The sequence below is a fragment of the Streptomyces sichuanensis genome, assembly GCF_020328095.1.
Lineage (GTDB): Bacteria > Actinomycetota > Actinomycetes > Streptomycetales > Streptomycetaceae > Streptomyces > Streptomyces cinnamoneus.
Genome location: NZ_JAIXMK010000005.1, coordinates 169,180 through 182,217 on the forward strand (window position 1 = coordinate 169,180; position 13,038 = coordinate 182,217).

Genomic DNA, 13,038 nt, shown 5'->3' on the forward strand with positions numbered 1-13,038 from the left:
GCAGCAGCCTCAGCCCTTGCCGCTGAGCCCAGCGAGGCGGGTCCCGTCGAGGACGCCGGCCGACGTCCGGGCTCGAAGACGTGGCGGCATCGGTTCGCCGCCCAACTACCGGCGGTCCGACGCAGGATGACCCCGCTCCCCGAACCCTTTCCCGCGTAGATCGTTGTCGTAGGTACGACGGCGGGAGGGGCTGGGCGTGGCGGGCAGCGAGGCGTGGTGAGCTACGACGCGCCGGGGGAGGGCAGCCTCTGGCGGCATCGGGGCTTTCTCCGGTACTGGAGCGCCAACGCCGTCGACCTCGTGGGCAGCGGGGTCACACAGGTGGCACTTCCGCTGGTCGCGGTGGTGGCGCTGCACGCCTCCGTCTGGCAGGTAGCGCTGTTGTCGTTCGCCCAGAAACTTCCGCCCCTGCTGGTGTCGCTCCCCGCCGGGGCGCTCGCGGACCGGCACCGCAAGCGTCCCGTGATGGTGGGCGCGGCGCTGGTCAGTGGTGCGGCCTTCCTCGTCGTCCCGCTCGCCGACGCCCTGGGCCGGTTGTCCCTGGGGGTGCTGTACGGGGTGGCGCTGGTGAGTGCGGTTTCGGAAGTATTCGGCTCCACCGCTCGTATCAGTTTCCTCCCTTCGCTGTTGCCCCGTTCGCGGCTGCTGGAGGCCAATTCCAAGCTCGGCGGCATCAATTCGCTGGCCGACAGTGCCGGCTCACAGCTCGGTGGCGCCATGGTCGCCGTCCTCGGTGCCGCCCATGCCATTTACCTGGACGTCGCTTCCTACCTGGCCTGTGCCCTCCTCCTCGTCCGTATCCGCACCCCCGAACCGGCCGCGGCGCGGGCCACGAAGAACACGACCTTCCGGACCGAGATTGCCGAGGGAGTGCGCTATGTGTGGGCCCATTCCACGATCCGGCCATTGGTGCTCGCTGCCACCGCCTACGTCGCCGTCATGGCCTTTCTCACCACGCTGTGGTCCGTCTACCTGCTGCGACAACTGCACTACTCCAGTACGGCACTGGGCATGACGCTGAGCGTGGCCGCGCTGGGCGGGTTCTGCGGTGCGCTCGTCGCCCGCCCGCTCGTCGTCCGGTACGGACCGGTGCGCATCATGCTCACCGCCCTGGCCCTGGCTCCGTTCACCGAGGTGCCGCTCCTGCTCGCCACGCCCGGTCGTGCCTGGCAGGTGGCCATCGGTCTGGGAATGTTCGTCCAGTTGGGGTGTGCCGTCGTCCAGGGCGCCCCCCAGCGCACTCTCCGCCAGGCCGTCTGTGACCCCGCGCTGCAGGGGCGCATGCTCGCCACGAGTCGTTGGGTCGTCTACGGCTCCCAGCCGGTGGCCGCTCTCCTCGCCGGCGCCCTCGGGACCTGGCTCGGACTGTGGAACGCCCTGGCCATCGGCACCGTCGCCCTGGCCGTCCCGCTCCTCGTACTGCGATCTTCCTCGCTCCCCGGCGTGCCTCAGGGCACTGCCGCCCCCGAAAAAGCCCAACGGGCAAGCGTGTGCCCGCAAAAGGAAGGTGATGCCGCATGAGCCCTGGAGGAAATCCGGGCCGGTCCCGTCAACCCCGCCCCGCCGGACGGTACGTACCCGCCAGGGGAATCTACACGGAGTCGGCGCGTCTTCAGCGGCTGGACTGGTTTCGCTCCATTACGCAGCTGGGGCTGGGCTCCTTGCAGCACACACAGCTCGATGCCGGCAAGCTGACCGGAAACATCGAGGGATTCGTCGGCACTGTCGAAATCCCGGTCGGCGTGGCCGGGCCCTTGCTGTTCTGCGGCGAGAACGTCCAGGGCGAGATGTATGCCCCTATGGCGACCACGGAGGGTGCTCTCGTCTCATCGGCGACGCGGGGAGCCCTGGCCGTCACCATGGCGGGTGGCGTCAGTACCCGCGCCGTCTCACAGGCGATGACGCGTGCACCCGTCTTCGCCTTTTTCCGGCTGTCGGCCGCCGATCGGTTCGGCTCGGCGATCGGCCGGCACCTCGGCGACCTCCGCACGGCCATCCGGCAGGTCTCCCATCATGCCGAACTCGTCTCGATCGAACCCGTGGTGCTGGGCAGGACCGTTCACCTGAGGTTCAGGTACACCACCGGGGACGCGGCAGGGCAGAACATGACCACTGCGTGCACCTGGCACGCTTGTCAGTGGATTCTGGAGCAGCCACACCTGGTCGGCGACGGGGAACTCGAGTCCTTCATCATCGAGGGAAACTCCTCCGGCGACAAGAAGGCGTCGTCCCAGGCCATGGCGGAAGGCCGCGGCATCAGAGTGTCCGCCGACTGCCTCCTGCCAGGAGGCATCGTCGAGCGAGTCCTGAAGACAACCCCCGACGAGCTGGTCAGGGGCTACCAGCACATCGCGGCCGGAGCTGTGCACAGCGGAGTGCTGGGCTCCAATGCGAACACCGCCAACATGGTCGCAGCGATTTTCGCTGCGACAGGCCAGGACATCGCCTGTGTTCACGAGTCGGGCGTGGGACAGTTCATCCTCGAACGGACGCCGGAGGGCGTCTACGCGAGCATGACCCTGCCCGGCCTGGCGGTCGGCACGGTCGGGGGCGGTACTCACCTCCCCACGCAGCACGAACTCCTGGAAGCGATGGGGTGCACGGGCCGGGGAACCGCGGCCCGGCTGGCGGAAATCATCGCCGGCTTCGCACTGGCCCTGGACCTCTCGACGGTCTCCGCAGCCGTTTCCGGGCAGTTCGCCAGCGCCCATGAACGCCTCGGGCGCAACAGGCCGGTCCACTGGTTCCGGCTCGACGAACTCGACGCCCCGTTCTTCGAATCGGCGCTGGGTCACTCCGGAATGCCTGGCGTCAAGGTCAGAGGCGTCGAGGCCGTCGACATTCCCATGGGCCCCAGCGTGCTGTCGGAGCTGACGTCGCGGACGGTGAAGAAGGCCGTCGGGCTCTTTCCGATGCAGCTGAGGGTCGACCACGACGACGCGGAGCAGAAGCTCGACGTCATGGTCAAGGTCAAGCCCACCGACCGGGAGGTCATCAAGATGGCCGGACTGGCCGCCGCCCTGTGCGGTGGCCCGGTGGCGACCCACTACCGCAGGTTCGACCAACGTCTGGGATTCGTGGGATGCGACGTGCGGGAACTGGCCCTGTACGAGCAGACCGACACCCGGTTCACCAGCCTGCTGCCGAAGCCGTACCGAACCTATCGCGACGACCGGCGGGAGGCGTACGTCATCGTGATGGAGTGCCTCGGCGACGTGGAGCTGATGGACACGTCGGACAAGGGGCACGGGTGGTCACGCCGGCACCTCGGCATCGCCCTGCGGGACCTCGGGCAACTCCACTCCGTCTGGTACGGCAAGGAATCGTCGCTCCGCCGGATGCCGTGGATCGGGCACGTTCCGAATGCCGCGGACATGGTGGAGATGAAAGACCTGTGGCGGGCCCTGGCCGACCACTCGGCGCAGGAATTCCCCGACATCGTCGACGGACGTCACCACGACCGCCTGGTTTCCTGCATTGGGACCATCGACCGCTGGTGGCCGCGGATCGAGGCGATGCCGAGGACTCTCGTGCACAACGACTTCAACCCGCGCAACCTCGCCATCCGGGCCGATGGCAGGCTGTGCGCGTACGACTGGGAGCTCGCCACCCTCCACATTCCCCAGCACGATCTGGCGGAACTGCTCTGCACCGCCCTGAAACCCGCCGACATCAACGCCACGGTGGTCGGGGAACTTTCGGAAATCCACCGCAGGTCGCTCGAAACCCATGCCCGGACCACCATCGACAGGGGCCAGTGGGAATCCGGGTACCGCCTCGCCCTCAGAGACCTGGCGGTCAACCGTTTCGGGCTCTACTTCGTGGCGCATACCGTTCGCCACTACGGCTTCCTTGAGCAGTGGTGGCGAAACCTCTGGGCCCTGATGGATCTGGCAGAGGCGGCTGAGAGAAGCTCATTCCCGCCCGGGCGGTGATTTTACTGATGCGCATTTCAGCGGATCGTAACTCTGAGCGCGCCATGCCGTTAGACCAACCGGGTGAGAGCCGGTGGTAGTGCCGCATGGCGCTCGCTCGCGCTTCTCACAGCCGTAACCACCCTTCGAAATGAAAAGGCGGACTAGTGGGTTCACTGAAGCGATTCGCGGTTCTGTCCAGCATGGCCGTGGCGGTCCTGGCGTCCCCCGCGGGTATCGGGGCCGCGAGCGCCGACACGATCGATCTGGGGGCGGGCGGCCTGCTGTCCAACGTCGCGAGCAGGAACGCCTCGACGCACTCCAACCAGTGCGGCTCCAGCCGGGTCGGCCTCCTCAACGACCGGAGCTGCGTCACCCGACAGAACTCCCACCACAACAAGAACCGTCAGGTGACCGGCCCAAGCGGCGGTCTGCTCTCCAACATCGACTCCCGCAACGCCTCCGGATCCAGCAACAACTGCGGGACGGACACCGTCGGAATCCTCAACCACACCACCTGCGTCACTGAAGAGAAGTAAGGCACGCAAGCGGGCCACGCCCGGGGCGGCGGCGTCACCCGGCGCCTCCCCGCTTCGATGGGCTAGGCACAGCGGCAACACTGGCAGGTGCACCTGACACCGCCGCCGGCCCGGGCATGTACGGCGGAGGCGAAGAGCTCTTTGCCTCCGCCGTACACGGCTCGCGCATTCCGCGCCGCCCCGCCCGTAGGTCGACCCGTCCGATGGGCCCTCGCTTGAGCGGGGTCACGGGGGAAACTCGGTGAACCGCACGCTGTGGTACTCGGGCAGCGTGCCGTTGTCGCCGGGGTTGAAGAACCCGAAGATTCCGCCATTGCAATTGCTCTGGAAGTAGACGTTGGCTACCCGGTTCGTCTGGTTGGAGATCGGGCCTCCGCCGTTTCCGAGATTGAAGCACGTGTTGTCCGCGGGATTGGTCAGGGAGCGTTCGAGGTCTCCTGGCTGCTCGTGGTAGAAGAAGGTGCCGGTGGCTGCTTGAGCGGGTCCCGCGGACATGGTCAGAGCCAGCAGGGCTGCAGCAACGGGTGCGTACAACGCGGCGGTGCGGTAGCGCATGACATGACCTCCGGTGTGCGGTTATGTCCTATCTCCAGCACAGCAGAAGCCGTCAAAAATTGTTGCCGCCGAGTACACAATCCCCCCGAGAGGGTGAAGCGGGACGTTGGACGGGCCGCTGGTTGGGGTGGCCCCACTCGGAGTGGGGGGACAGCGGTAGTGAGGGGGGACGGCTGCTCCGCTTAGCGTTTGGCCCGGCCGCAACGCTCAGCAACTCAAGGAGGCTTCGTGATCCACCCCAGTCCGGCCGCGAGCCGCACCTCGGTCGTTGGCCTTCTCCTCGCCGCCTGCCTCGGCACGGCCCCCACTGTCACGGCTGCGGCAGCTCCCACCGCGTCGAGATCCGGAGCCGGTCTCGACCGGTACCACGACCAGCACCTGCGCTGGGGCACTTGTGCCAAGAGCCCGGACGACACCATGGGCCGTGACCTGGACAAGGCCGGCGTGCAGTGCGCGGACGTCGTCGTACCGCTCGACTACGCCGACCCGCGGGGCCGTACGCTCACCGTCGCGATATCCCGGCTCAAGGCCACCGATACGCGCCACCGCATCGGCTCGATCCTGCTCAACAACGGAGGCCCCGGTGGTACCGCTCTTGAGTCTCCGCCCGAATTCCGTACGTGGATGAAGAAGACCGGCCCGCGATACGACATCATCGGCTTCGACCCGCGCTTCGTCGGCCGCAGCACCCCGCTGGACTGCGGCTGGTCCGTCGGCACCAGTTTCTTCTCGGCCGGTCTCAGCCGGGCAGTCTTCGAGCGCCAAGTCGCCCTCCAGAAGGGGCTGGCGTCCAAGTGCCATGCCACCAACTCCTCCGTGTTACCTCACATCAACACGCGCAACACGGCCCGTGACATGGACGTCATCCGCGGTGCGCTCGGCGAGAAGAAGATCTCCTACTTCGGCTACTCGTACGGTTCGTACCTGGGCACCGTCTACACCCAGATGTTCCCCGGCCGCACCGACCGCATGGTCCTGGACGGTGCCATCGACCCACGCAAGTTCAGTCCCCGGCTGCTCCAGGAGTCCGTCGGCGAAAACGAGCGGGCGCTCGCCGAGTGGGCCACCTGGGCCGCCGCTCGCCACGAGACGTACGGCCTCGGACGCACTCGTACCGAGGTTCTCGCCACCATCGACCACGTCATCAAGGCGTCCGCGCACGGCCCGCTGACCGTTGGCACCGCCCCGGCGACCTTCCAACTGGACGACAGTCAGGTCCCGTTCCTCCTGTTCGCAGGGGTCGACAGCGACACCGACACGTCCCGGGCGGCGCTCGGTGAGCAGGTGGCCGTGCTGGCCAGGGCCGCGGCCGGGCAGCCGACCCGGCTGTCGCCCCGGTTCGCGGAGACCCTGCGGTTCGCGATGACCGGCGAGCGGTCGCCGACGGCCAGCGTGCAGTCCGCGATCGTCTGCGGGGACGGGGTCGCCCCGCGCGACCCCGAGGTCTACTGGCGGGACATCGAACGCAGCCGTGCCGCGTACCCGCGCTTCGGCGCCCTGGTCAACAACATCGGCCCGTGCGCGTTCTGGGACCGGCCCCGAGAGGAACCCACCCAGGTGAAGCACGACGCCAAGGTGCTGATCGTGTCGGCCACCGGCGACCCGCGCACCACTCACAAGGGCGCCGTCGCCCTGCACGGACTGCTCCCGAGTTCCAAGCTGATCACCCTTGAGGGCGCCAACCGGCATGCGATCTACGGCCTCTACGAGAACGCGTGCATCGACAGCAAGGTCAACCACCACCTCGCCACCGGCAAGCTGCCCGCACACGACCAGGTCTGCCCCAAGTAGGTCAGGCACGGTGGAAAGGCCGACCGCGCGAAGACCGGCGGCCGGCGCGGCGCCTCGGGGGCCGCTGATTGCGCCCCCTCCGTTCGGTGGCCCCTCACTCCGGGGCTCACAACTCCGGTTCCGGGTCAACGGGCCTGCTGCCCGGTCGGGGCCAGGGTGTCGCGGTCGGCGTCGGCCGGAGCGGCGACGGGCGTCCCGGTGCCCGCCACCAGCCCGCGGGGCACCAAGGGCACCGCACATCTCCCCGAACCGTCCCCTTCCGGAGGCGCGGGGCGCCATGCGCAGTCGCGTATGGCAAGGTATGCCAACCGGACGCGATCGTTCCGTTCGGTTCACGCCCATCTTCAGGAGTACCACCCGTGAACGGAAAGCGCCGCCGGCTGCTGTTGGCCGCCGTCGACCCCATGCTCGTACCGGGGGAGCGGGTCGAGGTGACGACCATCGTGAACCTGAGTTCCGTCTCGGTGCGCCGGACGGCAGTGTTCGCGGCGGCCTCGGCGATCATGAGCGGGGGTGCCATGTCCGTGATTCCGGCACCGACTCCCATGTACCTGGCGATGACCGACCGCCGCATCTTCATCTTCCGGGCCAACCCGGCCTTCGCCCGCCCCGAGGAGCACGTGATGACGATCCCGCGGGCCGGTCTCGTCCGCTCCGAGATCAAGGAACGCCTGCTCAACTCGTCATTCGTCGTCTCCTCCCCGGACAGCGAGCACGGACTGAAGATCATCTTCCCGCTGGTCGGCCGCAAGGAGAGGAACGAGGTGGCGGCCGCCCTGCCCCTGGCAGGCTAAAGCCTGTCCTGTGACCGCTGTGACCAGCGGCTGAGGGTGCGGAGCCGGGGTGGTGGCGACGCACAGCGCGGACTTCTACGCCCGGTTCGCTCCGGCCGCGGACGAGGACCGTCTCCTGGCGACCTCCTTGCGGGTGCACTGGGGGTTCGGGTTCGACGACGCCCGGTGCGACGACGGGCCGTCGAGTACGCGACCTGCTCAGTGCGGTGAGGCCAGCAGCAGAGCCCACCAAGGGCCGTTCGCCCCGTCGTCCGGCCTACGCCGACGTGCCGGAACGCGCACGTGAGAAGTCGTGGGCCAGTTCCACCCCCACCGCACCCGGGACCGCAGCCTCGCCGGAAGACGCCCACCGGACCGTCGCGCGGGGCCATGATGGCCACGAGGTGCCCTGGACGTGGCATCTCGTCGCCCACGGGGAATGAGGACTCGCCTTGCGCAAGCTCACGTACTTCATCGCCTGCTCGATCGACGGCTTCATCGGCGACCCGAGCGGTGACGCCTCGTCCATGTACACCTTCGTGACCGACGAGTTCCTGGAGTTCCTCAAGACGGAGTACCCGGAGACCATCTCGGTCGAGGGCCGCCGGATCCTCGGTTTCGACGGCGCGGAGAACCAGCGGTTCGACACGGTGCTCCAGGGGCGCGGCAGCTACCGGCTCGCCCTGGACGCCAACGTCACCAGCCCGTACGCGCACCTGCGCGAGTACGTGGCGTCGCGGACGCTCAGGGAGTCGCCCGATGCGCACGTCACGATCCTCTCCGAGGACGTGGTCGGCGCGGTTCGCGAGCTGAAGGCGGAGGACGGCGGGCTCGGCATCTGGCTCTGCGGCGGCTCCCGGCTCGCGGGCGAGCTTCTCGACGAGATCGACGAGCTGGTCATCAAGACGTACCCACAGGTGTACGGCTCGGGCATGCCCATGTTCGGCTCGGACTTCGCGGTCACCGACTTCGCGCTGGATTCGGTCCGCGCCTTCGACAACGGTGTACTGGTGAGGAAGTACAGCCGCAAGCGGTAGCCCCGGCCGGCGCCTCGGCGGAGTCCCGGCGTGCCCGGCGCCCGCGCGCCTCTGCCCGGTACCCGGCCGGCCGTGTGATCGTCGTGTTCACCATGACGGCCGGCGTCCGAGGCGCCGAACCGGAGGATTCCGTGCCAGCCCTGCTCTCCGCACTGTTCGCCCTGTTGACAGCCGTGGCCAACGCCACGGGTACGGTGCTGCAGCGGATCGCCGCGCGCACCGTACCGCCGGGAGACGCCTTCAGCGTCCGCCTGGTGAGGCACCTGGTCCACAGCCCGGCGTGGCTCACCGGCATCGCCGTGATCGTGGGCGCCGCGGCGTGTCAGGCACTGGCCCTCAACCTCGGCTCGCTCTCACTCGTCCAGCCAATCCTGGTGACCGAACTGCCCTTCACCCTCCTCATCGCGTGCGCGTTCTCCCGACGGCGGCTGCCCGCGGCCGGCTGGGCCGCGTCCCTCATGGTGGCCTTCGGACTGGGCCTGGCGCTGGTGGCCGCCGCGCCCTCCGGCGGGCACAGCCACGTCTCCGCCGGCATGTGGGTCCTGACCCTGACCTCGACGGCAGGCGCCATGACCGTGTGCGTCGTCGCTGCCCTGCCCAGGCCGCGGGGCATGGCACGCGCGGCGTTCTTCAGCTCCGCGTCGGCCATCGGCTACGCCCTGACGGCGACGTTGATGTCGTCCGCCACCGACGTCTTCGAACAGCGGGGAGCCGGCGGCTTCTTCACCTCGTGGCAGACCTACGGTTTCGTCGCGTCCGGAGCCATGGCGCTGTTCCTGCTGGCCAACGCCATGGAGTCAGGGCCGCTGGTGGCCTCCCAGCCGGCCCTGACCCTGGGGGAGGCGCTGGTCAGCCTGGCCCTGGGCATGCTCGTCTACGGCGAGCGGGTACGCACCGGCTGGTGGCTGGTCCCGGAAGGCGTGGGCGCCGTGCTGGTCACCTGGGGCATCCTGATCCTGCCCGGAGTCGACACGGAGGGCAGCGAACCGTCAGCCACCTGACCCACGTCGCTCACTCATTCACCCATGCACTCATTCACTCACCAGGGCCTTCACCGCGGCAACGAAGTCCTCGGTGCGGGGATGCGTGGGGTGCGCCGGGCGGACGAGGTAGACGGTGGCCGCTGGTGCGTCGCTGACGCGGACGTACCGCACGCCCGGGTGGGTACGGCACTCCACGGTGCCTTCGGCTGCGATGCCGACGGCCCCGCCGACGGCGACGGCGTTGAGCCACTCGTCGACGTCGTGCACCTCGGCGCCGACCGCCGGCCGCTCCTCGGGCCGCCACAGCTCCGGCCCCGACGTGCTCACTGCGCGCCACGTCACCAGCGTTTCCCCGGCGAGCTCGGCCAGGCCGATCTCCCGCCGCCCGGCCAGCCGATGGTCGTCGGGAAGCGCGGCGAAGCGGTCCTCCCGGTAGAGGGCCTCGGCGCGCAGCCGCGGGTCGCCCGGGTCCGCGCGGACCACTGCCACGTCCACGGCCCCGGTCGCCAGACCCGCCGTGCCCTCGTCCTGCCGACGCAGTTCCAGCGGGACCTGCGGGTGGTCACGCTGCCAGGACCGCAGCAGCGGAGCCGTGGACCGGCCCAGCAGGGCGCAGTTGTAGCCCAGGCGCAGTGGCCGGGAGACGGCTGCGGCGTCGGCCAGGGCGGCGTCGACGTGGGCGAGGATGGCCCGCCCGTGGTCGTACAGCGTCCGCCCGGCCGCGGTGAGGGCCGTCCGGCGGGACGCTCCCGTGGATCCGCGGTCCACCAGGCGGGTGCCGACGTGCTGCTCCAACTGGGCCAGGGTCCGGGAGAGGGCCGGTTGCGTGATGTGCAGGCGGGCGGCCGCCGCGGTGACGGTGCCCTCGTCGGCGATGGCCACCAAGGCCCTGAGATGCCGCAGTTCCACGTCCATGCATGGGAAGCATAGTCCCTGACCAGAAGGCATTTTCGAACGGGCGAGCGGGTCCGTACGGTCGGAGACGCGACGGCCGGTGAGGCCGTGGCAGACCCACCCGTCACGCTCCGGCCGGCGAATACCGCACCGGTGCGGCGAAGCACGAAAGAGAACCCCTGTGAAGATCCTCCTCATCGGCGCCTCCGGCACCATCGGCAGCGCCGTTCACACCACCCTCACCGGGCGCGGCCACGACGTGGTGACCGTCGGCCGCACCAGTGGCGACATCCGTCTCGACGTCTCGGACCCGGAGGCCGTCGCGCGGCTCTACGAGCGGACGGGCGCACTGGACGCGGTGGTGGTCGCGGCCGGTGACGCCGTCTTCGGGCCGCTGGACACGCTCACCCACGACGACTTCACGGCCACGCTGCGCGGCAAGGCGCTGAGCCAGCTGGAGCTCGTCCGGCAAGGGGCCTCCCACGTCGCACCGCGGGGGTCGTTCACGCTGGTCACCGGGGTGCTCACGCACGAGCCCGTGCCCGGGGCAGCGGCCGCCGTGGCGGCGAACGGGGCAGTGGAGGCGTTCGTACGGGCGGCGGCGATGGAGCTGGCGCCGCAGCGGGTGAACGCGGTGAGCCCCGGCCTCGTCGCGGAGAGCGCCGCCGCGTACGAGGGGGTGTTCCCCGGCATGGAGCCGGTGCCCGCGGCCCGGGTGGCGACGGCGTATGTACGGGCGATCGAGGGAGCAACGACCGGGCAGGTTCTGCGAGTGGGGCACTGAGGCGACCGGGCCGCCGCGGCTCGGAGGTGCCTGTTCCGGCAGGTGGTAAATCGGTGTCCTGGCCAGCGCAGTGCCGCGATCATGGGATCGGATACCGACGGATACCGACATGCAACCCATAAGGAATCGCCCGCCCATGCCTGTGCCTGCCGACCCCACCGTTCTCCATCCGATGCCCGGGCAGCCCCGCGTCGTGCTGCTCAAGCCGCTGGTGAAGTCCCCCTTGATCGAGGTCGGGGAGTACTCCTACTACGACGACCCGGACGACCCGACGGCGTTCGAGACGCGCAACGTGCTCTACCACTACGGGCCCGAGAAACTGGTCATCGGCAAGTTCTGCGCGCTGGGCACGGGGGTGCGGTTCATCATGAACGGCGCCAACCACCGCATGGACGGCCCCTCGACCTTTCCCTTCCCCACCATGGGCGGCTCGTGGTCCGAGCACTTCGACCTGCTCACCGGCCTGCCCGGCCGAGGGGACACCGTCGTCGGCAACGACGTCTGGTTCGGCTACGGCACGACGGTGATGCCCGGCGTGCGCATCGGACACGGCGCGATCATCGGCTCCGGTGCCGTGGTCACCGCGGACGTACCCGACTACGGGATCGTCGGCGGCAACCCCGCCCGTCTCGTCCGCACCCGGTACAGCGAACAGGACGTCGCCCGGCTGCTGGCAGTGGCCTGGTGGGACTGGCCCGCCGAGCACATCACCGAGCACGTACGGACGATCATGTCCGGCAGCATCGCCGACCTGGAAGCCGCCGCTCCGGACACATCTCACACCTGACGCGGGACTTCCCTGTGTGACGCCAACGGCTGGCGGGCGCAGGTGAGGTCGCCGTCGTCGCCGGATCGAGAAGCGCTCTGAGCGAAGAGGACTTCTCGCCAGTATTCGACCGACCGGGTCAGGTCGCGGCCGACGTGTTCGAGGACCCGGCTCACATCCTTGAGCCGGGCCCCGGCGGGTGTTCCGGTTCCCAGGAGGACCGCGCCGTCATGAGCGGTTTCGGCGAGAGTGGCGGTCAGCCGGGCGTTGGCCAGCATCGCCCGGAACCACACGTCGTCATCGATGACGTACCGGTCGCGCCGCTGCCGGGCGTCGCGTTCGCGCCGGATCAGCTCCTGCCCCTCAAGGTAACCGACGGCCTTGGAGATCGATGCCGGGCTGGCGCGCAGCCGCTGCACGAGTTCGGCGGCGGTGACGCTTCCCGAGTCAGTGGTGTGCAGACAGACGAGCACGCCGGCCACCATTCTCGGTAAGCCCATGTCGACCAGGAGTCGCGTGAGCCGCTCGTCGTAGGCGCGCACCGCTCCCCTGTCCCGCCCGTAGGCATCGTGGTCGGCGGTGGTGACGGCGGCCGGCGGGGTGCAGGCGCCGGCGCGTCTGCCCCGCCGGGCGCGCTGCCCGGTCGCGTGGTGCGCACGGTCCGCGCGGTACTCGACAGGGCCGCCGTTGCGCATCACTTCCCTGGCGACGGTCGACGTCGGCCGGCCCAGACGTTTGGCGATCCCGGCGTACGAAAGCCCATCGGCCAGGCCCGCGGCGATGTGCCGGCGGTCTTGCTGCGTCAGCCTGCTTCCCGGCATCGATGGTCACCTCGTGTGGTCCGGAGCCGGGGACCAGTCTGCGTTCACGATCAGGTCGTTGCAACAAGGCATCCGGTCACTTTGCATTAACCGTCACGGTCATTGCAAAGATTCCTCCATGCTGGCCTGCTGTTTTCTGCGAACTCAGGACTTTATTCATTGACGTTGAAGTAAACGCGGC

12 protein-coding genes are annotated in these 13,038 nt (G+C 69.2%); 9 read left to right on the top strand and 3 right to left on the bottom strand.

Going from position 1 to position 13,038, the window contains the following annotated elements; translation table 11 throughout:
* Positions 1-216 precede the first annotated feature (216 nt).
* From LE181_RS03950 to LE181_RS03960, 3 genes are all read left to right on the top strand, one after another.
* A complete protein-coding gene (locus tag LE181_RS03950; RefSeq protein WP_225659560.1) occupies positions 217-1,521 on the top strand; it encodes an MFS transporter in 1,305 nt (434 codons plus the stop codon).
* Positions 1,518-3,935 (top strand): hydroxymethylglutaryl-coenzyme A reductase family protein, encoded by a 2,418-nt coding sequence (locus LE181_RS03955; RefSeq protein WP_225659562.1) that lies wholly within the window; start codon positions 1,518-1,520, stop codon positions 3,933-3,935. Before LE181_RS03950 ends, LE181_RS03955 begins: the two co-directional genes overlap by 4 nt.
* A 146-nt stretch (positions 3,936-4,081) precedes the next feature.
* A complete protein-coding gene (locus LE181_RS03960; protein ID WP_225659563.1) occupies positions 4,082-4,453 on the top strand; it encodes a hypothetical protein in 372 nt (123 codons plus the stop codon).
* 225 nt (positions 4,454-4,678) lie between these two features.
* On the opposite strand, the gene LE181_RS03965 is transcribed toward LE181_RS03960, so the two are convergent.
* Positions 4,679-5,008, bottom strand: a complete 330-nt coding sequence (locus LE181_RS03965) for a hypothetical protein (RefSeq protein ID WP_225659565.1) — start codon at positions 5,006-5,008, stop codon at positions 4,679-4,681.
* A 228-nt stretch (positions 5,009-5,236) separates the two neighbouring features.
* Between LE181_RS03965 and LE181_RS03970 the strand changes: the two genes are divergently transcribed.
* The 4 genes from LE181_RS03970 to LE181_RS03985 all read left to right on the top strand — a co-directional run bounded on the left by LE181_RS03970 (position 5,237) and on the right by LE181_RS03985 (position 9,610).
* Positions 5,237-6,799: an alpha/beta fold hydrolase gene (locus LE181_RS03970; RefSeq protein ID WP_225659567.1), complete on the top strand. Its 1,563-nt coding sequence runs from the start codon at positions 5,237-5,239 to the stop codon at positions 6,797-6,799.
* 359 nt (positions 6,800-7,158) lie between these two features.
* Entirely contained in the window at positions 7,159-7,593 is a 435-nt protein-coding gene (locus tag LE181_RS03975) for a hypothetical protein (protein ID WP_225659568.1), read from the top strand.
* Positions 7,594-8,024: 431 nt separating this feature from the next.
* Complete coding sequence (locus LE181_RS03980) at positions 8,025-8,609, top strand: dihydrofolate reductase family protein (protein WP_225659569.1); 585 nt, start codon at positions 8,025-8,027, stop codon at positions 8,607-8,609.
* Between the two features lie 131 nt (positions 8,610-8,740).
* A complete protein-coding gene (locus LE181_RS03985; RefSeq protein ID WP_225659570.1) occupies positions 8,741-9,610 on the top strand; it encodes a DMT family transporter in 870 nt (289 codons plus the stop codon).
* A gap of 30 nt (positions 9,611-9,640) precedes the next feature.
* Here the strand turns inward: LE181_RS03985 and LE181_RS03990 are convergent, their stop codons facing one another.
* Entirely contained in the window at positions 9,641-10,507 is an 867-nt protein-coding gene (locus LE181_RS03990) for a LysR family transcriptional regulator (protein WP_225659571.1), read from the bottom strand.
* 160 nt (positions 10,508-10,667) lie between these two features.
* Here LE181_RS03990 and LE181_RS03995 point away from each other — a divergent pair, with 160 nt between their 5' ends.
* Both LE181_RS03995 and LE181_RS04000 read left to right on the top strand, forming a co-directional pair.
* Positions 10,668-11,270 (top strand): short chain dehydrogenase, encoded by a 603-nt coding sequence (locus LE181_RS03995; protein WP_225659572.1) that lies wholly within the window; start codon positions 10,668-10,670, stop codon positions 11,268-11,270.
* A 136-nt stretch (positions 11,271-11,406) separates the two neighbouring features.
* Positions 11,407-12,057 (top strand): CatB-related O-acetyltransferase, encoded by a 651-nt coding sequence (locus LE181_RS04000; protein ID WP_225659573.1) that lies wholly within the window; start codon positions 11,407-11,409, stop codon positions 12,055-12,057.
* On the opposite strand, the gene LE181_RS04005 is transcribed toward LE181_RS04000, so the two are convergent.
* Positions 12,048-12,857 carry a helix-turn-helix domain-containing protein gene (locus LE181_RS04005; protein ID WP_225659575.1) on the bottom strand — a complete coding sequence of 270 codons (810 nt, stop codon included), beginning with the start codon at positions 12,855-12,857 and terminating at the stop codon, positions 12,048-12,050. The genes LE181_RS04000 and LE181_RS04005 overlap by 10 nt on opposite strands.
* Positions 12,858-13,038 lie beyond the last annotated feature (181 nt).